Source organism: Echinicola rosea, assembly GCF_005281475.1.
GTDB classification, from domain to species: Bacteria; Bacteroidota; Bacteroidia; order Cytophagales; family Cyclobacteriaceae; genus Echinicola; species Echinicola rosea.
The window spans coordinates 3,983,387-4,007,650 of record NZ_CP040106.1 but is presented as its reverse complement, the minus strand read 5'-3'; the positions used below and the strand labels follow the sequence as shown (position 1 = coordinate 4,007,650).

The 24,264-nt window shown below is 43.7% G+C and carries 17 protein-coding genes; 10 read left to right on the top strand and 7 right to left on the bottom strand.

Translation table 11 applies throughout. The annotated features are described in order from the left end of the window. Positions 1–84 precede the first annotated feature (84 nt). The 5 genes from FDP09_RS15820 to FDP09_RS15800 all read left to right on the top strand — a co-directional run bounded on the left by FDP09_RS15820 (position 85) and on the right by FDP09_RS15800 (position 8,513). Positions 85–780: an ABC transporter ATP-binding protein gene (locus FDP09_RS15820; RefSeq protein WP_187328690.1), complete on the top strand. Its 696-nt coding sequence runs from the start codon at positions 85–87 to the stop codon at positions 778–780. Between the two features lies 1 nt (position 781). Further along, a complete protein-coding gene (locus FDP09_RS15815) occupies positions 782–3,292 on the top strand; it encodes a TonB-dependent siderophore receptor (protein ID WP_137403599.1) in 2,511 nt (836 codons plus the stop codon). An 8-nt stretch (positions 3,293–3,300) separates the two neighbouring features. Continuing rightward, positions 3,301–4,749, top strand: a complete 1,449-nt coding sequence (locus FDP09_RS15810) for an ABC transporter permease (protein WP_137403598.1) — start codon at positions 3,301–3,303, stop codon at positions 4,747–4,749. A 3-nt stretch (positions 4,750–4,752) separates the two neighbouring features. Then, on the top strand, positions 4,753–6,114 hold the full coding sequence (locus FDP09_RS15805) for a DUF3526 domain-containing protein (RefSeq protein WP_137403597.1): 1,362 nt from the start codon (positions 4,753–4,755) through the stop codon (positions 6,112–6,114). A 65-nt stretch (positions 6,115–6,179) separates the two neighbouring features. Next, the gene (locus FDP09_RS15800; RefSeq protein WP_187328689.1) at positions 6,180–8,513 is read left to right on the top strand and encodes an outer membrane beta-barrel family protein; all 2,334 of its coding nucleotides are present in this window, start codon (positions 6,180–6,182) and stop codon (positions 8,511–8,513) included. A 54-nt stretch (positions 8,514–8,567) separates the two neighbouring features. Here FDP09_RS15800 and FDP09_RS24205 read toward each other — a convergent pair whose 3' ends face one another. From FDP09_RS24205 to FDP09_RS15790, 3 genes are all read right to left on the bottom strand, one after another. Beyond that, positions 8,568–8,693, bottom strand: coding sequence for a hypothetical protein (locus FDP09_RS24205; protein WP_262710623.1), 126 nt, complete (start codon positions 8,691–8,693; stop codon positions 8,568–8,570). Positions 8,694–8,854: 161 nt separating this feature from the next. Continuing rightward, entirely contained in the window at positions 8,855–10,546 is a 1,692-nt protein-coding gene (locus FDP09_RS15795) for a SusD/RagB family nutrient-binding outer membrane lipoprotein (RefSeq protein ID WP_229683422.1), read from the bottom strand. 17 nt (positions 10,547–10,563) lie between these two features. After that, entirely contained in the window at positions 10,564–13,959 is a 3,396-nt protein-coding gene (locus FDP09_RS15790; protein WP_229683423.1) for a SusC/RagA family TonB-linked outer membrane protein, read from the bottom strand. Between the two features lie 788 nt (positions 13,960–14,747). On the opposite strand from FDP09_RS15790, the gene FDP09_RS23830 reads away from it, so the two are divergent. Further along, a complete protein-coding gene (locus FDP09_RS23830; RefSeq protein WP_187328688.1) occupies positions 14,748–14,885 on the top strand; it encodes a hypothetical protein in 138 nt (45 codons plus the stop codon). Between the two features lie 233 nt (positions 14,886–15,118). Here FDP09_RS23830 and FDP09_RS15785 read toward each other — a convergent pair whose 3' ends face one another. The 4 genes from FDP09_RS15785 to FDP09_RS15770 all read right to left on the bottom strand — a co-directional run bounded on the left by FDP09_RS15785 (position 15,119) and on the right by FDP09_RS15770 (position 18,240). After that, entirely contained in the window at positions 15,119–15,697 is a 579-nt protein-coding gene (locus tag FDP09_RS15785) for a ferredoxin reductase domain-containing protein (protein ID WP_137403595.1), read from the bottom strand. Positions 15,698–15,773: 76 nt separating this feature from the next. Beyond that, on the bottom strand, positions 15,774–17,006 hold the full coding sequence (locus tag FDP09_RS15780; RefSeq protein WP_137402859.1) for an IS4 family transposase: 1,233 nt from the start codon (positions 17,004–17,006) through the stop codon (positions 15,774–15,776). 71 nt (positions 17,007–17,077) lie between these two features. After that, a complete protein-coding gene (locus FDP09_RS15775; protein WP_137403594.1) occupies positions 17,078–17,749 on the bottom strand; it encodes a globin domain-containing protein in 672 nt (223 codons plus the stop codon). A gap of 56 nt (positions 17,750–17,805) precedes the next feature. Next, positions 17,806–18,240, bottom strand: coding sequence for an RrF2 family transcriptional regulator (locus FDP09_RS15770; RefSeq protein WP_137403593.1), 435 nt, complete (start codon positions 18,238–18,240; stop codon positions 17,806–17,808). A 771-nt stretch (positions 18,241–19,011) separates the two neighbouring features. On the opposite strand from FDP09_RS15770, the gene FDP09_RS15765 reads away from it, so the two are divergent. The 4 genes from FDP09_RS15765 to FDP09_RS15750 all read left to right on the top strand — a co-directional run bounded on the left by FDP09_RS15765 (position 19,012) and on the right by FDP09_RS15750 (position 24,261). Further along, complete coding sequence (locus FDP09_RS15765; RefSeq protein ID WP_137403592.1) at positions 19,012–20,676, top strand: DUF6909 family protein; 1,665 nt, start codon at positions 19,012–19,014, stop codon at positions 20,674–20,676. 279 nt (positions 20,677–20,955) lie between these two features. Beyond that, positions 20,956–22,314, top strand: coding sequence for a DEAD/DEAH box helicase (locus FDP09_RS15760; protein ID WP_137403591.1), 1,359 nt, complete (start codon positions 20,956–20,958; stop codon positions 22,312–22,314). A 496-nt stretch (positions 22,315–22,810) separates the two neighbouring features. Next, positions 22,811–23,404 (top strand): DUF4255 domain-containing protein, encoded by a 594-nt coding sequence (locus FDP09_RS15755; RefSeq protein WP_137403590.1) that lies wholly within the window; start codon positions 22,811–22,813, stop codon positions 23,402–23,404. A gap of 2 nt (positions 23,405–23,406) precedes the next feature. Continuing rightward, positions 23,407–24,261 (top strand): hypothetical protein, encoded by an 855-nt coding sequence (locus tag FDP09_RS15750; RefSeq protein WP_137403589.1) that lies wholly within the window; start codon positions 23,407–23,409, stop codon positions 24,259–24,261. Positions 24,262–24,264 lie beyond the last annotated feature (3 nt).

Here is a 24,264-nt window from a genome sequence, read left to right as displayed (position 1 = left end):
GCAATTTTAATGCAATAATGTTGCATTTAAAGTCTTGATTTTCTTCTTTTGTGCTGTAATTGCATTTGTAAACCAATCATCCACATGCTAGAAGCGATAGACTTGAAGAAAACCTATGGGGAGTATCAGGCACTCAAGGGGTTAAACTTTAAAATTGATAAAGGAGAAATTTTTTGTCTGCTCGGTCAAAACGGGGCAGGCAAGACCACTACGATCAACATTTTTTTGGGATTGTTAAAGCCGACCTCTGGAAAGGCATTGATCAATCACATGGAGGTGGGAACCCAAATGGCGGATACCAACAAATTGATCGCCTATATCCCGGAAGTAGTACAGCTTTACGGTAACCTTTCTGGTACCGAAAACCTGGACCTTTTCAGCCGAATGGCCGGTTATCGATATTCAGCAAAGGAACTTATGAACTTTTTGGAAAAATCAGGTTTGCCACAGCAGGCACATGCTAGGCCGCTGTCCACCTATTCAAAGGGAATGCGCCAAAAAGTAGGGATTGCCATTGCCTTGTCAAAGCATGCGGAGGTGGTCTTTATGGATGAGCCCACTTCAGGGCTGGACCCCAAAGCAACGGACGAATTTACGCTTATATGTAAGCAGCTTGCCCATGCGGGTACGGCAATTTTTATGGCCACCCACGATATTTTCAATGCTGTAAATGTGGGCTCAAGGATTGGCATTATGAAGGAGGGAGAGATGGTACATTCCACTTCGACTACCGATGTCGATGCCAAATCATTGCAACAGCTTTACCTCAAAACGATTTGAGATGGAACGGAAAATCATGCTGCTAACGGTCCTGCTGGCTTTTTGTTTTTTACAGGTACATGCACAAGTAACCGTAACTGGAAAAGTCCGCGGAGAAGATCAGGTGACTTTGCCAGGTGCATTGGTAAGGCTTTCCAGTGGAGAGGAGCTGGTCAAAGGAGTGACGGATAACGACGGCCAATTTAGGATAGATGTAACGGATGGGCAGACCTATGCCCTCGAGATTCGTTTTTTGGGATATCAGGTTTTTCGGGATCAAATCAACCTGGAAAATAATGGGACCCTTGATCTGGGGGATATCGTCATGCTGGCGGACGAGCAGCAGCTACAGACCATCGAAGTGCTGGGCAGGGAGCAGCGGGATTATACCAGCGACTATTCATTTTCGGCCACAAAAATAGGGATTAAAAACCGTGAACTGCCCCAGTCCCTATCTGTCGTGACCAAGGAACTCATCAGCGACAGACAGGCTTACCGGCTGAGCGAAGCGGTCAAAACAGTGAGTGGCGTGAGTTCGACTGGATTTTACAATCACTACAGCATTCGAGGGATTACCCAGAACGAGGAAGGGCAGATCATCAATGGGATGCGGACACACCAGTACTTTTTTCTCCAGCCCATTACCTCCAATATCGAACGAATAGAAGTCCTCAAAGGACCAGCTTCGGTAACGTTCTCCAGTGTTGATCCGGGCGGAAGCATCAATATGGTAACCAAAAAGCCATTGGCCGAGGCCAGAAGAGAGATTAGTTTTGGCGTGGGCAGCTTCAGCACTTTACGGGGAACGATGGATTTTACAGGGCCGATCAATGAAGAAAAAACCTTGTTGTACCGCTTGAATATGGGCTTTCAGCGGGGAAAATCCTATCGTGACTTGGTGCGAAACGATGCCTTGCTCATTTCCCCGTCCATCAGTTATATCCCAGATGAAAAGACGGCGATCAATATCGAAATGATTTATAGCGACAACCTGGGAACCCTAGACAGAGGGCAGCCAATTTTTGGTGCCGAGCCAGGAGAGACAGACTTGAACAGTACGCCCATCAGTCTTAGCCTCAATGCCAGCGAGGATTATTTCAGATCGACCGAAATGATACTAATGGGGAATTTTAAGCGGAAACTTTCCGACCATATCAACTTCAACCTGTCCTACATGAAGCAGACATGGACGGAAGACTTGGCCGAACACCGCACCACTAATGCCTTTGCGGTGGATATCGATGGTACGCCTATACCCAGCCTGGTCAGCATGCGGTATGTGGACCGACAGCAGTTTTGGGATACTGATAACCTAAGTACTTATTTTGATGCGGATTTCAAAACGGGCCAATTTGCCCATAAGCTGGTGGCAGGCTATGACCTTAGCCGTTGGCACAAGACCAAGGGTGGCGCACAAAATTCTGCAAGGGGATACCTGCTGAATGACGGTTCGGTGACCAATGGCTTTGATCCTGAAGATGCGGATAATTATCAGACCTACCAAATGGACGGTGTTACGCTTCCTGTGCCCAATGTGGCTCACTTTGACCTGAACAATCCTGTTTATGCTTCTGTGGATACCCGGGATTATACGATCAATGCGGTCAGCATCATTCCACCGACATTGACGACTACCCACGGAGCATATGTCCAGCACCAATTGAAAATCGGGAAATTTTCCTCCCTGTTGAGTTTGCGTAAGGAGTGGTTTGAGGATGTGACCAATTACGGCACCGACCAAGAAGCCGGGTTCAAAAACTCCGCCCTGATACCCCGAATAGGGTTGGTTTATGGCATTACCGGTAATATCAACCTTTATGCGACCTATTTGGAGGGATTTCAGCCCCAATCCAATACCGTTACATTGATGCCCAGTACCGCTGTTTTTTTCTGGGACCCAAATTCTCCTGCACGATTTAAGCCGCTGGTCAGTGACCTAAAGGAAATCGGTGCCAAAGGGACCTTTTTCAAGGGACAACTTCACGCCAACTTGGCCGCCTATGAGATCAATCAAAAGAATATCCTGATGAATGCCAACCTACCGGAATATCCGGATTCGCTGGTACAGCGGGGCGCAGACAGGAGTAGGGGGCTGGAGTTGGAAATGACCGGGTACATTTTGCCCAACTGGCAGGTGAATGCCTCCTATAGCTATATCGATGCGGAAATCATGGAAGATGCTGACAGCTCGCTGATTGGCCAACGTAAAGAAAACACGCCCATCAACAGTGCCAACCTGTGGTCACGGTATGATTTTGGTCATGAGCTGACGGCATTGCGTGATTTTGGAATTGGGCTGGGGGTACAGTACAGTGGGGACAAGGTGCCTTGGTTTACCCGTGACTTTACCGTGCCCGCCTATACGCTTCTTGATATGGCCATTTATTATGCGCCGGACAAAAAGGACTTTCAGCTCAGCTTGAGGGTAGATAATATTACAGACAAGACCTATTGGCTGGGAGCCCAGAACTATACGAGGTTGTTCCCGGGAGCACCAAGGAATATGCTGCTAACGGCCACCTATAAATTTTGACAGTGAACATGAGAAAAGAAATCATCATCTTGGTTGCGCGCCAGTTTTGGACCACAGCTTTTCGCTCAAGGGCGATATATCCATTGCTCTTGATTGTGGTGATGCTGTTGGGCTTTAGCGGCGTGACCGGCTGGGAAAATTACAAGGAGCAAAATGAAATCCGGCAGCACTATCAGCAAAAAGCCCGGGAAAGCTGGGAATCAAACCCGGATAAGCACCCGCACAGAATGGCTCACTTCGGTACTTTTGCCTTCAGGTTAAAGTATCCCCTGAGCATGTTTGATGGGGGCATTGAAAACTTTACGGGCAATGCTGTGTTTTTGGAGGCTCACAAACAGAATATGGTCAATTTTTCCGAGGCCAGTCTTTCCACCGGCCTGCTCCGTTTTGGAGAGCTGACGCTTGCCATGGTTTTGCAGACGGTGTTTCCCCTGCTATTGTTTTTTTTGGGTTTCGCGTCGGTTTCTGCGGAGCGTGAGAGCGGAACTTTAAAGATCATGCTTATCCAAGGAGCGAAATTTCGGGAAATCCTTGTGGGGAAGACACTGGGCCTGTGGTTGGTTGCTTTAGTGTGCCTGTTGCCAGTATTACTGATGTTGGGATATTTTTTGGTAGGCCAAGAGGCCGCAGACCCTGGCGATGTATGGACGAGGTTTGCGGTACTGTCGCTGGTTTACATGCTTTTTTTCATGGTGCTCAGTATCATCACTGTGGTGGTATCGGCCACTTCCCACAAATCCAAGAACGCGTTGATCAAGCTTCTGGCCATTTGGTTGGTGTTTGTTGTGCTGATGCCGAGGACATCCCAGGCTCTGGGCAACTACCTGTTTCCGTCCCCTTCAAAAGTAGCTTTTGAATCGGCCATTGAAGACGAAGTGGTGCAAAAGGGGGACAGCCACAATCCTGATGATCCCTATTTCAAAGCCCTTAAGGATTCAGTGCTGGCTGCCCATCAGGTGGATTCCATCGAAGATCTTCCTTTTAACTACGGAGGATTCGTCATGGGCGTGGGCGAGCGGACAAGTTCGGCAATTTATAACAACCATCAAGAAGCTCTTTTGGAAAAGTACGGCCTTCAAAACACCCTCACGGAATGGGCAGCACTGATCAATCCTTATGTGGCCATCAAACAACTTTCCATGGCACTGTCGGGAACGGATTTCAGCACTTATCTAGATTTCCAAGAGCAGGCCGAAAGGTACCGATATGACCTTGCGCAAAAAATGAATGAACTCCAAATGGAACATATCAGCCCTAAGAAGGCGCAGGGTTCTGAAGGAAAAGAGCATGTGGTAGAACACGAGGAGTGGAGCCTTGTCCCTGATTTTGAGCAGCGGTTTTTGTCCTTTACCAAAGTCATTGAAAATGCTTGGTTGTCATTATTGTCGCTTTTGGGCTGGGGGGTGATCGCCGTTTGGGGAATTTTCTATATGTCAAATAAAGTAACCGCTGTATAAACCATGTACCGTCTCATTATAAAAGAGCTTTTTCGTTCCAAAGTGGTCATACTGTGTATGGTCCTGGTTGCCGTATTGGGTATCTTGGGCTTGCTGATAGGTAAGCAGTTTTTGGATCGACAAGAAGTGACCACCGAACAAGTGGCGGATTACCAACAGGAGCACATCCAACGAAATGTCACCTATCACAGTGATGACCTTGGCCTATTGCTTTACTATATCAAATTTGCCCTGATCAATGAGCCGGATAAATTGGCTGCCCTCTCCATAGGACAGAGCGATGTCAACCCAAATGTCCGACAGGTAACGATCAGGAACCTTGAAGGGCAGAAGTATGATACCGATTTGGTCAATCCTAGTTCCTTGCAGGCAGGAAATTTGGATCTGGGATTTGTGATCATTCACCTGTTTCCGCTGTTGATCATAGTGCTTACCTTTAATTTGCTGTCTGAAGAAAGAGAGGCCGGTATATGGCCATTGATCACCGTGCAGTCCAAATCCAGGTTTTACTACATTGCCAAAAAACTGTTGATCCGGGTAGTGGCCGTGTTGGCAATCTACCTGCTGCTGTTTGTAGTTGCCATAATGCTGTTACAATTGCCCGTTAATACCACGCTTTCGGCATTTTTTTTACTTGGTATGGGGTATCTGGTGTTTTGGTTTACGCTCAGTTTTTTGGTGGTTTCCTTTGGCAAAGGATCGAGTTACAATGCCCTCACCCTGCTTTCTCTATGGTTGGTGTTATCCATTTTGTTGCCCTCAGGGGTCAACAGCTTTTTGACAAATCGCTATCCTGTTCCAGAGGCGTTGGAAACGATGATTGACCAGCGGGACGGGTACCATAAAAAATGGGACACGAACAAAAGGGAGACCATGGAAGCCTTTTATGACCATTACCCACAATTTGCCTCTTATGGCATGCCACCGGAAGAAGGGTTTAATTGGCTGTGGTACTATGCCATGCAGCAAATGGGGGATGACGATGCCAGGGAAGCTACCTTGGCCATGAACAAAAAACTGGAGCAGCGTGAATCGGCAAGCCGGATGTTTGCCTGGGTGCTTCCTTCCATGCATGTCCAGCTAGCCTTTAACCAACTGGCAGGAACAGGTCAATCAGACCATCTACGGTTTTTGGAAGCTACTGATCGGTTTCATGAACGGTTACGGATGGATTTTTACCCAAAAATATTTGAAACACAAGCGGTGTCAAGTGTGGATTGGGAAAGTTTACAGCCCAAGATCTATAAAAAAGAGCCTACCGTTGACTGGCTTGCCGTGCAGCTTCCTGTGTGGGGTGGAGCGCTGATCCTATTGGCAGTTTCCCTTATTCGATTTGGGAGGCTCAGGCACCGGGAAGGATGGTGAAGGAGCATAACAGGTAAATATAAACTCAAATGACCGGTTTAAATAAACACTTCTTATTATTCCTCATGACCATTTTTTTGTGGTTACCGGGGATGGCACAAGAAAAGCTCCTCAGGGGTTCGGTCACAGATGTCCAGAACATGCCATTGCCGGGAGCGGCCATCCAGCTTAAGGGAAAGGAAGTCGGCACGGTGACCGATATGGAGGGAAGATTTTCACTTTCCTTGGCAAAAGGGGATGTTATGATGGTTTCATTTTTGGGATTTCAATTGCGAGAGATCACTTATGCAGGAGAGGAGGAAATGAATATCGTCCTTGAAGAAGCGGCCACTGACTTAGATGAGGTGGTGGTGAGCTTTAAGGAACCCTTGATCGAAACACAGAAAGGAACCACCACCTTCCGTGTGGATAAGCTGGCTACCAATAGTGGTGTATCGGCCATGGAGGTGCTGAAGAAGCTCCCCGGTGTAAGTCTGAACCAAAATGGTCAAATCCTATGGAGGGGCAGTGCCGGAATTAATGTAATGGTGGATGGAAAGCGGAGTTTTCTTACCGGAAATCAATTGGCCATTTACCTGGAAGGATTCAATGCCGATGAAATCGAAAAGATTGAGTTGATCAAAAACCCTTCTGCTGCCTATGAAGCAGAGGGCAATGCCGGACTGATCAATATTGTCACCAAAGGCCAAAAGCCCAAAGGATATGCCATTGGACTGAGGAGCAATGTGTCCAAAGGCCGGTACTGGCGAACCAACCAAGGTATTTCTGCCAGCCTTAATAAAGGTAAATGGAGCATTTATGGGTCGTTTGATTATAACACCCCCCATCGCTATCGCTCAAGTCAAAGTGGGAATACCATCACTGAAAATGGTCAACAGGTGTCCTTGGAAAGAAACAATGAAGTGCCCTTTCGGATAAATTATTATACTTGGAAAATGGGCGGGGATTGGCAGTTGGCCCCCAATCATCGGATGGGGATTGATTACCATGGTTATTTTGATGATTTTAGGGGAACCAAGACATCAACTATCCGCAAAAACAGTCCAACGGACAAACTGCTGTCAACCGTCCATTCGGTATATGAACTCCAAGAACCTTATCATTATGATGCAATCGGTTGGGATTATCAGTTTGACATGGACGAAAAAGGCAGGAAACTGACCGCAGATGCCCGGTACATTTCTTACCGTAACTATTCCGATGGCCTGATGGAAAGTGACCATTTGGATAGCGAGGGAAACCTGATCGAAACCAATATCCTACGGATGCACCAGCCTGGATTCATCAAAATTTTCTCTACTAGGGTAGATTTGGATCTCCCCATAGCCGAATGGGATATCAAAGCAGGATTGAAATATGGACAGGCTGAAAATGACAATAACTTTCGTTTTGAGGAACTGTCGGATGGAACGTTCGTAATGATCCCGGAATCCACCAACCACTACCGGTATCATGAAACGATCAGTGCAGGTTACCTGTCTGCCCTGCGGACATTTCAGGACCTAGAGGTCAGGGGTGGACTACGATTGGAATATACCAAAGCCCAAAGCTCCCTCATGGAGGGGGATTTTGATAAAAAGTGGGAGTATATCAAGCTTTTTCCCAGCCTGTCGTTTACCTATACAGTGAACGACAAGCATAACGTGGATTTGGCAGTGAGCAGACGGATCAACAGGCCTTCCTATTCCAGCCTCAACCCCGTTCGTTGGTACAATGATGAATATTTTTATTATTATGGAAATCCGTCATTGGTGCCGGAAATGGGCTGGTTGTTCAATTTTTCCTGGACATTTCCCAAGGACTTTGTGGCTTCTGTGGACTATAGTCAGCGAAACCAGTACATTTCCAGAAAACTGTCCTATGACAGCAACGGCGTAACGGTCCGTTCCCAAAGTGCCAACTTCTCCCATTTTGACCGATGGGACTTTACTTTAACGGCGCCGATCACCGTTAATGATTACTGGGATATTCAAGCGTACGCTGGGGTAAACCATACCCGTTACCCGATAGAGGAAGCAAGCCAAGAGCGGAAGCTTTCCAGATGGGCCACCACGTTTTCGTTACAGCAGCAACTGACCTTTTTGGAGCATTATTCTTTTGATATGACCATCAGCTACACCAGTCCAGAACTCCAGGGTATGTATCTGACCAAAAACCTCTTCTTTACCGATATAGGCATCAAGCGGTCGTTTATGGAAGAAAAGCTGGAAGCTGTCTTGACACTTACCGATGTGTTTAACAGCTATCGGCTTTATGGACAGTCACAAAGCACGCTTATCGACTATCATTATATGGACAAGCCCGATTCCAGAAGGCTGGGGCTGACGGTCAGTTACCGGATCGGAGGCAAGCTGTTTAAGGAAAAAGCCAGAAAATCAGAAGAGGAGGAGCGGCTGTAAGGGATTTCTGATGAACATTTCCTGAGCCATTTCCAGTAGCCTAACCCAAACCGGTTAAATGTTACGTTTGGTCGGGATCATTTGGGGAACAGCATGATAAATACTGCTCTCCATCTCCTTTGGTCCTGATTGTTTTTCGGCCATTCCGGTGATGTTGTACTGGGTTTCCCTGTCATTCACAATGATTGTAAGGTCAAGGTTTTTCTACTGTGATTTCTAGAGGTTTACTTGGATTTTTGATTATTATCCAATGATCCACAAGTGATTTTATTAATTGTGAATAAAAAAAGCTCCATATCATTAGCTGATATGGAGCTTAATACTTGGTCAGATTTTGGGTTTTACCAAGGGGCAGTAGTTCCTTGGTACAACCAAGACTTAGACCACTGGCTGTCTTTTCCAAAACCTCCTGAGTAATCAGTCAATTCCAACCTTTCCAAAGCATCGGTAATGTTATCTGCGTTATTATTGTATTCATCATTGCCATATTGAAACCTCAGTGCAACCCTGGGCTGTGGAGATTGTGGGCCTGTTGCTAAGTTTGGATATCCTGTTCGCTTATAATCCGCAAAAGCCTCTGCCGCTGCCGTCCAGCTGGCCACCCATTTTTGTTCCATGACCTGCTCTAGGGTATTGTTAAAAATAACTCCCTCTTCGGCGATAAATGAATCATAGTTAGCTTCTTGCTCCCAAACTGTCAAGGACTTTTGGATCCCTTCATAATAATGGGTTTCTGCATCCCCCACATTCCATCCTTTTAAAGCAGCTTCGGCCAAAATAAAACTCACTTCTGCAGAAGAAACCAATCTGGCTTTCAAAATATCACCGGGCGTTCCGGCAGATTGGTAAATATCGGCCAACTGGGAAACATGCTGGTTTTGGGTTCCCTGCCCAGGGGATGGGTTGCCATTATAAGATTCTGGGACCATTAAAGAAGGTGGTAATCCTACATATTCAGCGTCATTGTAACTCACCAGGTTAGGATTGTATCTCCTCGTAAAGTTTTCGTCTGCATAATCATTGACAAAATCATCAAATGGATAGGTAATTACGCCTAGGGGTTCCCCATCATTTCTGATAAAATCTTCTGCAGCTACTTCCAAGGATTCGTCAGCTTCCCATTGTACTCTAACTGGGGCAAACCAGACAGGTAATCTAGGATCATTGGTCCTCATCAGTTGGTCAATAAAGGTTTGACATGCCTGGTACCGCTGAAAATCATCAGGATCCATTGCAATATGTCGGGTGATCCAGATATCACTGGCGCCTCCTGTATAATCCAAGGCGGCATCTTGTGAAACAGATTGAATATACTCTCCGGACGCATAGATTGCTTCAATTCCTGTCTGGGCCACATCAGGCTTCTTGGTAGATATCCTCATGTAATAGCGGAGCAAAAGTGAATTGGCAAAACGTTTCCAGCCGGCAATATCTCCTCCAAAGTAAAGATCATTCTCAGGTACCACTGCTGTAGTATTGGCATCGTTAAACAGCGTCACGGCTGTTTGAAGGTCAGCAATGATGCCATCATAAATGACCTCTTGGCTATCAAATTGTGGATATTGGAAATTGGGATCCAGTTCATTCCCTCTCAAGGCATTGGTATAGGGTGCATCTCCCCAGAGGTCAGTGATGTTTCCAAAAACAAATGATTTCATGGTCAATGAAACGGCTTGGAAATAGTTGTTTTCCAGTTCAACGGCCCTGTTGTAGAGCAAATCATTGTTTCGAAGGATATCATACCATCCCGTCCAGTCTTTACTTTCCCAGCCGTAATTATTATGCCCGCCATACCAGCCATTTTTCTGTGTATGCTGTACCGCACCTGCCAGGTCATTTACACCCAAGTCCGCATAACTCTGTGCGGCTGAAGCCAATATAGTGGGCATTAATAAATTTGGATTAACCTCCCCAGGAGCGATTCCGTAGGGATTGACATTCATTTTGTCAAGGTTATTATCACAGCTTGTGAATCCTATGCAGCAAATCAGGGACATCAGTAGTCCGATATATATGTTAGATTTATTTTTCATGATTCGTTGATTCGAGATTATAGATTAAAATTCAATTTGAACCCAATGGGGAAACTCCAAGGCATCACATTCTGACGCTCGATTCCCTGGCGAAATTGAGAAGAAGTATTGCCTTGTGTTCCTCCGCTTGCCCAAAAAGCTCTCTCTGGATCGATTCCAATATCAGATTTTGTCCACAGCATGAGGTTTCTGGTATAAATGGAGAAAGTAGCATTTCTGAATTTCCCTAAGTTTGGAATTCTATAACCAATACTCAACTCTCTCAATTTGATAAATGAAGCATCAAAAGTGACTTGTTCATTATAATCCCAGGGATAGGTGTTGGTGATGGGGTAGATATTGGTTCCTTCTCCACCCAGGTGCTCCTCGTACTCATCATCACTATAATCATCAGGAGTATCCTGACCTGCAGTTTGGATAACACCAGGGATGAAAGCACCATCACTGCCATTTTCATCTACATAATATCCGCCTGTTTCAGCGGTATGTCCACCCACTCTAGGATAATTTCCCGAAGTAGGTATGATGTATTCCTCGGGGTTTTCCTTCATCATAGCGATTAACTCCTCGTCTGGATAAAGACTGCCAGGGGTCAGGTTATCCAACTGTCTTTGGGATTTCCAGTCAGACTCACCATATCTATAGGTAAATGACATAAATTCTCCCCCTTGTCTCCAGTCCAAACTGGCGCCGATCACAAAGTTCTTGATATTCAAGGTGGTTTGCATGCCCATCTGAAAGTCAGGATTGAAATTGCCTACTTTTTTCAAATTCTCCGTACCGGAAAGCTCCTGCCATTCTCCGGAATTGGAAAGAACAGGCCATCTATAGTAGGGAGAATTTGGGTCTTTTACCTCTGCATAGCTTGAGCTGTACATGTTTCCTATTTCTTCTCCGACAAAGGTGATCGCTCCACCACCATTTTCAGACCAGAGTGTAATTCTGTCCAAGCCTTCGGTAAGCTCTACCACGGAAGTCCTATTTCTACTCCAATTGATATCGACATCCCAGGTAAAACCTGGCTTATTTATGATAGTACTACCTAGGGCAAGCTCCAACCCTCTACTCCGGATCAGGCCTGCATTGATCAATCGCCCCGAATATCCAGAAGAGGATGGAAGGTTTACAGAGAAAATCTGGTTTCGATTGTCTATTTGATAGAGTGTACCCGAAAACCGAATCTTGTTATTGAACATGTGCACGTCGATCCCCCCTTCGTATGAGGTAGCCTGTTCTGGTTTCAAATCTGGATTTAATAAACCCGAAGGCATACTCGCTGTGTTGATGGAGTTGTAAAGTCCTGTGGAAAGGTTGGGAAGGAGTTCGTAAGGACCTGTGTCATTTCCGACCTGCGCCCAGCCAAACCTTAACTTGAACATGTCAATTTTATCTGTCATCCCAAGGGTATAATTGGCCAGCCAGCTTAAGGATGCCGATGGATAAAAGTAGGACCTGTTGTCCCGGGGCAAAGTAGAAGACCAGTCATTTCTTGCTGTTAGGTCGAGGTATAATTGGTCATCATAACCAAAAGAAGCCAAACCATAAATGGAATAAATGGCTTTTTCGCTAAACCCTTGGCTCATGGAGCGGTTATCGGCAGGAATGTTCTGAACATTATAAATGCCAGGAATTACCAATCCGTTGTTTCTGTCCCCGCCAACTCCCACATTGGTACTGCGGCCAAATCGATGCATTATATTTCCACCGACCGATGCGTCTATGTCCATTTTACCAAAATCGTCATTCCAAGAGACTAGGATATCCGTATTGGACTCCTGCGTTAAATTATTAGAGGTATAATATCCTCCCTTGGCCATCCTGCTGTAGCTGTAAGGAATCTTGGTTTCCGTATGCTGGTTGGACCTATCCAAGGAATACCTGGCCCTGATATTGAAATTTTCTGTAAACTGGAAGTCCAAGGCCACGTTACCATAAATCCTATCTCGATCAAAGCCATTCTGAATACCGTAGGCAATAAAGTATGGATTATCTCCTGATGGTGTCCTCATCTGCTGAACCCCTTCTTGCCCGGGTACCCAGATATCACTCATCAAACTATAATCCACATAGGAAGAGGAATAAACCGCTTCTAAGGGATTGGCTCTTCTATCTCCCGTGCTTGGACGATCATTGGATTTACTGTTGGTATAGTTAAAATTGGACGTAAACGTCAATTGCTCGGTAATCTTATAGCTTAAAGAAGTTGAGTAACTGTTTCTGAAAAGGTCTGAATTGGGAATCATTCCTTTGTGAAGCATATTGGAATAAGATACCCTGTATGTTGTTTTGTCATTTCCTCCGTCCACAGCGATATTATTGGTAGAAGTCACTCCCGTCTGCATGAAATCTTTCATGGCATTAGGGTAAGCGTTTAATTCCAAAGGAGTGGGATCACCATTTTCATCCAAAGGGCTGTTCCATTGTATGGCGGTATTGCCTACATCCAGTGCCGGACCACCCCAATAGGCCGAACCATCGTTGAATACGCCCTCTCGGTTGCCATTTGCATATTTGTAGTGAAAGTCCAAAAGCCGTGTGGGGCGCTCAAACACATTACTTGTTGAAAATGATATACCCATTTTTTCACCAGATTTTCCTGATTTGGTAGTGATAATCACCACACCGTTACCCGCTCTCGTTCCATATAAAGCCGCTGCACTTGGCCCTTTCAGTACAGAAATGTTTTCGATATCATCGGGGTTGATATCTGAAATGGCATTACCATAATCTACCTGGTTTCCATTTCCATTTTCGCTTACATTATTCATAGAATTGGACATCGGCACACCATCTACCACAAAAAGCGGTTGGTTATCCGTGGTCAGGGAGGTGGCTCCTCGGATGACCATGCTCATCGATGATCCGGGTCCACTGGTTTGATTGATGGTTACTCCCGGCATCCTTCCAGAAAGGGAACTCAAGACGTTTTCTTGAGAAACTTGCGTTAATTCTTCGCCTTCCACATTGGAAACATCATATCCAAGAGATCGCTGATCCCGTTTGATCCCCAAGGCTGTCACGACTACCTCAGACATGTCTGTGGCTGTTTCAGACATGGAGACATCTATGATGGATTGATTTCCTACAGGGATTTCTATAGGGTCAAACCCCACAAAAGAGAAAATGAGTACTGAGTTTGGGCCTTCTACCTCTATCTCATAAGTACCATCGATCTCTGAAACCGTACCATTTGTGGTTCCTTTCTCTAGGACGGTTACACCCGGTAAAGGACTACCATCACTTTTTGAAATAATTTTACCGCTTACCTCTTGTTCTTCGATATCGTAAGCAATCGAACTGGCTGGCGTGGAAGCCATGACTGAAGTCCCAAATAATGGGATAAACATCATTCCAATAAGTACCGGGATGATTCCCGGGTTTTTAGTTTTTTTGATTTTGGAGAATTTTTTCATAATCACAGATGTGTTAAACAGGGAGTTTTAATTACCCTTTACTTTTTTAATCTATTTTACTTGTCTTACAGAAATCGAACATTCCCTTTTCAAAGCCCTGTCCAATGCCATGGAATTTCGACTTTTAAGTAGTGTTTGATGAAAGAGGTCTCATTCGATTTTTGATAACCCACCTTTTTACCTCCTGAGTGAATTAGGTGATTCACTTAAGTGTTAAATAGCTGTTAGTCATAGGTTTTATAGTGGTTTTTGATGTCGCCTGATATATAGGGCGGTGCGCCAAAACAAGGCAGTCGACCCAGTGATAAAACCTTCTGATTTGGGCTTATTTAAATTTCCCCCGATTGTGATCGGGACAGGCGATAAGGCAGTCCTAATGCATAATTTTTGTTGATTAAAGTTTCCATGATTCCTTAGTGGTTTGTTTATCTTTTGATGTGTTTTCACATTTAATACCCCAAAGTCTAAAAAGTGGGCTATAATGTATCTCATTAATAGTTTGTTACTATAAGTTTTGAAACCTTGGATTCTGTTAACATTTGGGAAATTTTAGCTGCTTTTATCGGGCAATTCGGAACAGCGAATCGAAAAAAATGGTAAAGATAGAGGAATGGCATCCTTAAAGGAACAGATGAAAGGCTGTATTGTGGCTAACACAAGGGTTGAAGTGCCCTTAATCGACCGTTAACTTGAAAAAGTAGCCATGGATAGAATATAAGCTCTAATCCTGGTTCCCAGAAGGAAATGTGACAGTGATGGGTGCTGATTTTTCTAATTAATAAGAAGTGGTGTCTTGGGTCATATCTCTCGCTAGGATCGATATAGTGGTGAACAATTTTGGTGTTTTTGAGGTCACGGAATTTGAGGATATTTCTACTGGTGTTGCAGCAGTGGTCACACAAACAGCAGTGGTCAATAAGCTATAAACCAGGGAAATGAAAGTCGCCATTTTAAAACTATTCAAGGTCCATGTTTTGCTACAATGTTTCATTTATCCCCGTGAGATTGCCATCTGGCAGCTTAATTGGCCAGTCACTTGTCCTCGGCAATAAAGGGAGTGTCATTGAGGGTAGATTGAGGGAGTCTCAAGACCATTTAAAAAGAAAGGAAAATGGAGACCAGTCTTATAGAAGACAGGTCTCCTTTGAGGCTAATTATATTACGAAATCCTTTCCAAATTGCGGAGCGTTTCTGCTGGGCCAAAGAATTCAAAGTACCTACGTTTTTCTTGGATATTCATTTCATCAAGCAATTGAGTCACCAATTGCATAAATTTCTTTGGTCCACAGAAGTAAACCTCCAAATCCCCATCAGGACGAAAGTTTTCCAGAATGGATCTGGTCAAAAATCCTGTAAATAGGTCAGGATCACTAATATCATCCCCTGGCAACGGTTCACTGTAGCCAGTTAAATGGTGGACGTTGGGACTTTTTATGGCTTCTATTTCTTCTTTGAATGGAACAGTGGCAGAATTTGGACTGCATTGTATCAATACCGTGTTCCTCTCGGACCACGCTAGGCATTTATACATAGGAAGAAGCGGGGTGATGCCCACCCCGCCAGCAATCAACAGGACGGGACGGTCAGATTGACGAAGGACGAATTCTCCCGACGGCATGCCGATATTTACAATTTCCCCCACTTTGACCTCGTCGTGCAGGTAATTGGATACCTTGCCAGCAGGATTGCCGGACTCCCGCTTTACGCTTATCCTTAGATATTCTTTATTGGAAATCATTGTTGTCCGGTAAACCCGGATATTAGTTAAATTCAATTTTCAACCTCTTGATTACAAAGTGGTTATTTATTTTTCGTCAGGGGCAAGCCCCCCTCATCTCAGGGAACAGTGTGTTTTGATTTTTCAAAATATCTTCTTGTATGATGGCTCTCCAGCTTCCTTCCGGATCCTCCAGGAACCTATACAAGCTGATATAATTCATTAATTGCTGTCTGACCAGGGATACCAAGTTGGAGAAAGCCCATTTCCTTTTGACCTGGCTTTTGATCAAGGTCAAAAGGAGATTGGCCAACATGGCCGACCATATCTGTATTTCTATGGCATTTTCATTGTCGCCCAAGAAGTACTTTAAAGGGAAGTTCTGCTTAAGCTGTTTGAATAATAGCTCTATCTGCCAGCGTCTTTTATAGATGAGTGCTATCTTCTCTGCTGCCATCTCAAAATTATTGGTAATGAACTCAAACGGGCGTTCACTTTTGCTGTCCCAATAGGCTATTCTCCTGGAACGGTGCTCCTGTTGCTTGTTCTTGCCATATCGTAAGATGATTTCTTCATCCTTGAGTACTCCGGAATCTGCCCGATCAGGAATATTAAACTCCTTTCGGGCCTGATAGACAGCATTGTCTTTTAACCTGGTCACATACCATATCCCGCTTTCGGTCAGGACCTCATATTTTCCATAATCCACATATCCCTTATCAAAAGTGATGATAGAGCCCCCGGGCAGGTTGAAAACCTCATTCAGGAAGGTATGGTCATGTCGGACAGCCGCACTGTAACGGACAAGATAAGGAACATGGTCACTCGCCCTGATGATGGTGTGGGCCTTAATACCTCCTTTCTTTTTGCCCGTTTTCGGGTTCCTGCCTACTCCCTTGAGAATATCCTTGAACAGACTAATGGTGGTAGAATCCATAATATAGAGCCTCTTCATATCAGCATCCTTCAACCGGCTGTCCGTTAAACTGTCACCATGCCTTTGGTACACACTCATGTATATATCGGCGAACACATCGCTCACACGTCGTTTGTTGGCTTCTGATAACGTACTCCGCCTTACCACATAGTTCAGACCCAAATGGGCCAATCTATGGGCATTGGCCAACAAACCGACAAGTGTCTCACGAATGGAATGATAGCCCTCAAATGCTACAAACAGCATTACTATCAAGTGGTTATAAGTCGTGAACTTCTTCACATAACGCTCCGCATTATGCCTGCGGGCTATCTCCCTTACCTCCCCCTTGTCAATGAACTTTATTAACTGATTGAATATCGGCTGTCCGCTAAAATTACTACTTTTGCCCATGGCTTAACTTTTTTGTGTCGTAACTCAAAAGTAGCCACAATGGGCTGGTTCAGCAATGGACTGGCCCTCTTTCATTTATTTTTTACCGGACACCAATGATTGGAAATGTCTGACAAACTGTAATTTCTAGTGTGTAGGTGATCCTCACCGGGGATTTCCAATGAAATGGCGACATATTGACCTGGCAAATGGTGTGGGACAGCTCTGTTGTTGATTGGGCTAAAATAAATGGAGGTGATGGTTTCGCTTTCCTTAATTTTATCCACCACTTCGTACTTAGCAAAACCACGGTATCCTCCTGGCTGTTGTTCATTATTTTGATAAACATCCTCTTCTTTTCCTATGAAGATTTTTGCCAATACTTGATAAGCATCTGCCCAAGCGCCTAAAATCTCTTCCGTCGCTGCATCGCCCAAGACGACTTTGATTGCATGTAATAGGTGTTCGCCAACGATGGGGTACATTTCAGGCGTTACATGAAGTGAACTGTGCTTTTGGACGATAGTTTCTACCGTGCCCGAAAGCACCTCTAATTGGTCAATGTGCTCTGCGTACTTGAGGATGGTCATGGCCAATACCTTTGGTTGGTGGCCAGTGGCTTGGTGAGTCATGTTGAACATGTTTTTCAACTCGGGGTGGTTTTTGAAAAGTTCTCCATAAAATATGTTGGTGATCTCTTCCCCGTGTGCCCTAAGTTCCTGGGCTGTGGATTTTACAATGTCAATTGTGTTTTGGCTTATCATAGTATATATTTTAATTGATTTAAAGACCTTTTTATCCTCTATTTGTTTAAAATTTTTTATCGTTTAAGGAAGGTAAGTCCCTGATTGAGTTGAAAAGAAATTTCTTCAAGCCGACTGTTTTCAAGAAGATCCTGTACGTCATTTCTAATCTTAAGGAATTGGTGGTGCAAGGGGCAAGGCTTTAGACTGTTGCATTCCGGTAGTCCCAGTGCACAACCGGTGAAGAGTCTATCTCCATCGATTAGACGAACGATATCCGCAAGACGCAGGGTCTGCAACCGTTCATCGGAAATGTAGAATCCTCCATTGGGTCCTTTGACGGAATTAATATGACCTTTTTTGGTAAGTTGTTGGAGAATCTTGGCCGTAAAAGCATTGGGAGAACCAATTTCTTCTGCAATATCAGTAAGAGAGGAACGTTTCCCGTTGGAAGAAATTTGGGCCAAGTACAACACTGCCCGGATCGCATATTCACAAGCTTTGGAAAACATACAGGTATTTCTTTTCCTCAAATGTACAATGAAATTAATAAAGGACAAAATTGTCCGATAATAGAATTACTTTTATTCCAAATTGTGATGGATGGTTGTTTATACTTTACCATGTTCGACCTTGCCATTAAGAATAATACTAATACGTGACTCAAGAGATTGGTAAGAAAGTAATCCAACCTTCTTTTTACGATCAAAAATCTTAATGGCAAAACAACCGGTAAAAAATGCCACAAAGGTATTATGTTTGAAAAGTGCATGTTGGTCCTGCTTTGAAAGATTACACTCGAAAACTAGTCCCAGAGGGGCGACACATTCATAGCCATGGGTGAAGCCCGTGGTAAATTGCCCATCCCACGTTTTCCGTTTTAGCCGCATTTCCCTCCCTGTTCCGCATGAATTCCCGCTAAACCCCATTCGTGCGGATGGAGGAAGCCCATCGTTTTAACGGTATGAAACTTTCTTTCAAAAGACCATGTCAACATTCGTCCTCCCAGAAATATGGCTTGATCTCTAAAAGCCTTTTTAAAGCCATGCAGGTAGTTGGATAGGATTTGTAGGAAGAGTCTCCAGCAAGCTGCCAGATCCTTTTCCTACCCACCCTCCAATATAGATGAGGTTCCAATGACGGATTGTTAATGATGCTGTGATCAAATCTGGATTATTTACTACATTATCCTAAAATTATAGCGTCACAATCATGATCACTTCATTATATAATGTAATTTAGAATATCGAGTGAACCTTTTTAAAGATGCCAAAATCTAAGATATGAGAACAAGAGCGCAAGAATCCAGGGCAGCTATCGAACGATTGTACATCACGATGCGCCATCTTTTTATGCGGGGAAATTATAAACCCATGGGGGTTTCCGGTGAATCCCTGATCAGCTCCTTACTGGTCCTGCGTCCGGAAATATACGGTTTGATTACGGAAAGCGAAAAAGTAGAATTGGACGGGTTGCTATATGTGATGGAGCGCCTGCCCCGGGGAATTGAAGAGTGCCGATATGTCCGTCTGATCAGCCGTGAAGGCTATGAACATGCTGATTTTGAAATATTGATCCCATCAAAAAGAAGGAGAAACTGCTATCGGGTGGACAAGGAACAGATGTTTGTGGAGATGACAAGGGGGAAAAGTGATGTCTATGATATCCTTACCCACCTGACCTTTTTATATGTTGAGGCAGAAAAAATCCGCTTTAACAGTACCGACAGCAAGGGACGAATCCATCTAAACTGGAAAAGGCTCGAAAGAATCGTAGAAAAGGAAGAGCAAGGAGAGCCTTTTGACAAAGAAGCGGCTTGCTCTTACTTAAGTCATCTTACGGGAAGGACTTTTGATGAAGCTCAGCGTGCCATTCGCAAGTTTGAGGCCAGCAGTAATTCCAATAGCCTCTTTTCGATTGTCTATCATTTGGGCAAATTATCGATGGACGAATCCATGCATCAAATTGACCGGGAAATAAGCTTTTCGGCTACCTTGCGAGAGCGAATCGGGCACCATGTCTATGGAGAGATGTGGGCACATAATATCAAGTCGATTTTGGACGAAAATAATTTGCTGCATCGTCCCATTCATATTATCAGTGCCAATTTGCATAGTGTACTGAACACCATTTACGGACATCAAGCATTAGGCTTGAAGGATTTTGAAGCATTGGAGAAGATAGTGCAGGACATCAGCCTTGGAAAAAAGCATAACAAAGCAGAGCAAATCATTACTTATGCGCGCAAGCATGGCCATATCGATGTGCCAGATCTGTCCGGTACAAATATCGGGGCACAAATCATCGATACGGCCAAAATGACCTCATCTACTTTGATCCCCGGGGTATCCTTACCAAAAGAGGATTCCAAAAAACCGGTTATTGTGGTAATGGATTACGCCTTTGGCGAACAGGCTTACGAGTGTTTTGATGAGTTGCTAAAGCCTTTTGAGACAGGTAGGCAGTCGATTCCCTTGGATGTGGTGTCAGCTTCTATCATGGGAAAAGCGGGTATCTTGGAAGGAAACAAGGGAGACCTCATGATCCCCAATAGTCATGTTTTTGAGGGAACTGCCGATAATTATCCGTTTAAAAACCAACTTCGCCCAGCTGATTTTGATGGTTATGGGTTAGGAGTCTATGAAGGCCCTATGATTACCGTTTTGGGTACCTCACTCCAAAATAAGGATGTGTTGAATTACTTTTTGGAGTCCTCCTGGAAAGCGATAGGGCTAGAGATGGAAGGAGCGCACTACCAAAAGGCCCTTCAGGCTGCCAGCAAGATCCGAAGAAGTATTCGAAAAAATGTAAAAGTGCTCTATGCCTATTATGCTTCTGATAATCCGCTTATGACAGGCAGTACCTTGGCCTCTGGGAGTTTGGGGATAGAAGGGGTTAGGCCCACATATTTGATAACCTATAAGATTCTCGAAAAGCTTTTTGGATAATTTCTTTAGAGGTTATCCCTGGCTGTTCAAGTCCATAATCAAAGACCAGATTACTTGGAGTATATTATTCTTAATTTTAGACGAATTGTAATTGATAATCTAATTTGTAGTTTATAAGATCAAAAAATAGATATATTTGCTATGACTGTACAAAACAGCAGTACAGGCTGAATAGCCTAATTTATTTAATAGTTGCCCGACAGTGCACCGAAACGCCACAAAAAAGCGTTTGCCTTCTGCAAAAAGAATAAACGGGCCGGTAAAAATCCAAGAATATTTATGATATCAGATAATTTTGAAGCGTTTAATTTTAACGATTCTTTACAAGAAGGACTGGATGCAATGGGGTTCAATAATCCCACCCCCATTCAAAAAGAAGCCATTCCAGAAATACTCAACGGCAAAGACCTCATCGCTTGTGCCCAAACAGGAACAGGAAAGACCGCTGCGTTTATTTTGCCCATTCTCCACAAGATTGCCGAAAAGGGCGATAACCAGTTCAACACCTTAATAGTAGCTCCCACACGAGAGTTGGCAATCCAAATTGACCAGCAGATCCAAGGACTTGCTTATTTTGTGGGTGTCAGTTCTATTGCCATTTATGGCGGTGGTGATGGCTTGGTCTGGGAACAGCAAAAAAAGGCCTTGGAACACGGTACGGAAATCGTTGTGGCCACACCGGGGAGACTTATTGCCTTGTTGGCAGGAGGGAAGATCAAGTTGGACACCTTGGAGCACCTGGTATTGGATGAAGCGGATAGGATGTTGGACATGGGATTTTCGGATGATATTTTAAAGATCATCAACTACTTGCCCAAAAACAGGCAGACCGTATTGTTTTCAGCCACCATGCCACCAAAGATCCGGCAGTTCAGCAAGAAAATCGTCCATGAACCGCATGAGATCAACATTGCCATAAGCAAGACTGCTGCAGGGGTCACCCAAATGGTCTATATGGTTCATGATAATCAAAAGGAACATCTTTTGGAGCATATCCTTACCCAAAAGAATTATGAAGCGGTCATAATCTTCTCATCCACAAAGGACAAGGTCAAAAGTATCTTTAAAACCTTAAAAAGGAAGTTTAACGTAGAGGCATTTCATTCTGACCTTAATCAAGAGGAACGGGAGCAAATCATGTCAAGTTTCAAAAACAAATCCTTGAAAATTCTCATCGGTACTGATATTATCTCCCGGGGAATCGACGTGGAAGGAATCGAACTGGTTATCAATTATGATGCACCAAGTGATCCGGAAGATTATGTACACCGTGTAGGAAGAACCGCCAGGGCAGATAAGAAAGGCGAGGCCATCACGTTTGTAAATGAAAAAGATCTCTACAAACTCCACAAAACGCAAAACTTGATCGGGCTTGAAATCCCAAGAATGGACTTGCCAGAGGGGATGCAAAATGGACCTGAATATAAAGATCCAAAAGCGAGAAAGAGCAACCAATCATCAAAAAGAAATTTCAAAAAGGGAACTGGTAAACATAGAAAACCAAAAAACAACCCTAATAAACCTAGCAATACAGGTAAAAGCACACAGAAGCCAAAGCCAGAAAAACCTTCATCTAAAAGTGGAGATCAATCCCAAAACTCAGGCAAATTTAGAACCAGACATAATGTAACCGACTAGCGGCTAACCATCATATTGGACAAAATAAATGATCCTACATTATCAATTAATGTAGGATTTTTATTTATGAACGGATCTCTACCTACAATTATGTGATTTTTTTCTTACTCATGAAAATTTCGTTTGAATTAGGCTAAACTATACTAGCAATTAGAATTTTATCTGTTTCAGTTAGAATATTGATTGTTATAATGTAATAAATCAATATTATATTTTATAAAATTCTATTTATACAGTTTTTAAGTTTGATTTTAGGGTAAAGTTTACTAATTTCAATTATCAAATACACACGCTTAGAGTGAGAAAGGAATTTCCCCCTCATATGAACATTTGATTGCGAAACGGCACGAAACTGATCATCTTTTGGACGGTTTTATTTTTAATTCAAACCTTTCAATAATCAGTTAATCGGAATAATCCAACGTTTGACTTTTCTGACTGCCTTCACTTCACGGTGGGGCAGTTTGAGATTGTTTGAAATTTACTCTTTTACGATATGATTTTTGAAGTACTAAAAATTCTAGCTGGTGAAGTAAACCAGTATTTCAATGAACTGGAAATGGACGACTCCGAAGTCATCTTGGAGAATGTGGCCATGATCGATTCCCAGCAGGATGTAGCCGAGTCCCTGAAAAATAAGTTGATCTTATCGGTAATAAACCTAAGGGAAGAAATTACCATGAAGAATTTTTCCAATCATCAGATAGAAGAGGAAACCGTCAACTATAAAAACCCCAAGCTAAACCTCAACTTATTTTTGATATTCTGTGCCAATCGCGCTGTTTATAAAAAATCACTGAGCGACTTATCGAGGATATTGGAGTTTTTCCAGCACAAAAAAGTCTTTACCCAGTCCAATACCTCATTTGATCGTGAGCTGGATGAGATGAGTGGCATTAAGCACTTCCGGTTTACGATAGAGCTTTTTACGCCGACTTTTGAGGAGCTGAATTATATCTGGGGCACCTTGGGAGGAAGACAACTTCCATCCGTTTTTTACAAATTGAACCTGGTTCAAATCGAAAGGGACCTACCAATTTCACAATCTGGTGTCATCACCGAAATCAGCAGAAACTACAATCAGCAATGACCATGAAAGCTACTTCCACATACAGACCTATCTTCACATTAAGCATCCTCCACAACTACTTCTTAAATGACGGAGAAGAGCTGTTCAGCAGTATGGGCGATGATAAAAAGGAAGAGCAATTAGCGGCCTATCATTGGCAGGATTTTTTGAATATCACACCAACTGCCAAAACGATGGAGATGCTTAATGGCCAGTTGATGATCTTGAAACCATTTTCTAACCAGCTAATGGTAGCAGTTAAGGTAACTTCTGATGATGACCGGGTACCTTATGTGCCTCTTGATGGAGACCAGCAATTTGTGTTTAGGCTTTCTTTTACTGATCCCCTTTTTGACAATTATACAAACTTGGAAAGGACTGGTGCATTATTTTATTTCTCCAATAAAGAGCCCTTACTTCCAGAAAGCCATCATTTCAATACTATCCATACCACAAACCAGGAGGCCACTGTTACGAACAGGTATCTTTTTAATGGGGAAAACAAGCGTCACCTGTTGGAATTTCTGGATCAAGAGAATACGATTAACACAGACGGCATCCTTCATATCTATATGCAAGGTGACCATACCAATAAAAGCCTCATCATCAATGACGGTAGGATAAAGGATAACCTGCCGCATTTCAAAATCCATTTTGACAATCAAAAGACCACTTGGAAATATATTCATCAGCGGGATGGTTTTGAAACAGAAACGATAAAGGAATGGCCCCTGACTCGATTTGGGTTTATCACCTTGGACAAGCCGTCAGATTTTAATTCACCGCCTGGCAATTTGGATAAATACAAGTTTCCAAATCCCAGTCCCAAGCAAATAAAATTTATAGCAAACAAACCATATTCAGAAATTTTCATTTAAACC

What these genes read in the sequence shown, in the direction of transcription:
- FDP09_RS15750 (WP_137403589.1), top strand. Translation starts at nt 23,407, where the DNA reads ATGAAAGCTACTTCCACATACAGACCTATCTTCACATTAAGCATCCTC.
- FDP09_RS15785 (WP_137403595.1), bottom strand. Translation starts at nt 15,697, where the DNA reads ATGATTTCCAATAAAGAATATCTAAGGATAAGCGTAAAGCGGGAGTCC.
- FDP09_RS15815 (WP_137403599.1), top strand. Translation starts at nt 782, where the DNA reads ATGGAACGGAAAATCATGCTGCTAACGGTCCTGCTGGCTTTTTGTTTT.
- FDP09_RS15795 (WP_229683422.1), bottom strand. Translation starts at nt 10,546, where the DNA reads ATGAAAAATAAATCTAACATATATATCGGACTACTGATGTCCCTGATT.
- FDP09_RS15775 (WP_137403594.1), bottom strand. Translation starts at nt 17,749, where the DNA reads ATGATAAGCCAAAACACAATTGACATTGTAAAATCCACAGCCCAGGAA.
- FDP09_RS15820 (WP_187328690.1), top strand. Translation starts at nt 85, where the DNA reads ATGCTAGAAGCGATAGACTTGAAGAAAACCTATGGGGAGTATCAGGCA.
- FDP09_RS15770 (WP_137403593.1), bottom strand. Translation starts at nt 18,240, where the DNA reads ATGTTTTCCAAAGCTTGTGAATATGCGATCCGGGCAGTGTTGTACTTG.
- FDP09_RS15790 (WP_229683423.1), bottom strand. Translation starts at nt 13,959, where the DNA reads ATGAAAAAATTCTCCAAAATCAAAAAAACTAAAAACCCGGGAATCATC.
- FDP09_RS15755 (WP_137403590.1), top strand. Translation starts at nt 22,811, where the DNA reads ATGATTTTTGAAGTACTAAAAATTCTAGCTGGTGAAGTAAACCAGTAT.
- FDP09_RS15805 (WP_137403597.1), top strand. Translation starts at nt 4,753, where the DNA reads ATGTACCGTCTCATTATAAAAGAGCTTTTTCGTTCCAAAGTGGTCATA.
- FDP09_RS15780 (WP_137402859.1), bottom strand. Translation starts at nt 17,006, where the DNA reads ATGGGCAAAAGTAGTAATTTTAGCGGACAGCCGATATTCAATCAGTTA.
- FDP09_RS15800 (WP_187328689.1), top strand. Translation starts at nt 6,180, where the DNA reads ATGACCATTTTTTTGTGGTTACCGGGGATGGCACAAGAAAAGCTCCTC.
- FDP09_RS15765 (WP_137403592.1), top strand. Translation starts at nt 19,012, where the DNA reads ATGAGAACAAGAGCGCAAGAATCCAGGGCAGCTATCGAACGATTGTAC.
- FDP09_RS15810 (WP_137403598.1), top strand. Translation starts at nt 3,301, where the DNA reads ATGAGAAAAGAAATCATCATCTTGGTTGCGCGCCAGTTTTGGACCACA.
- FDP09_RS15760 (WP_137403591.1), top strand. Translation starts at nt 20,956, where the DNA reads ATGATATCAGATAATTTTGAAGCGTTTAATTTTAACGATTCTTTACAA.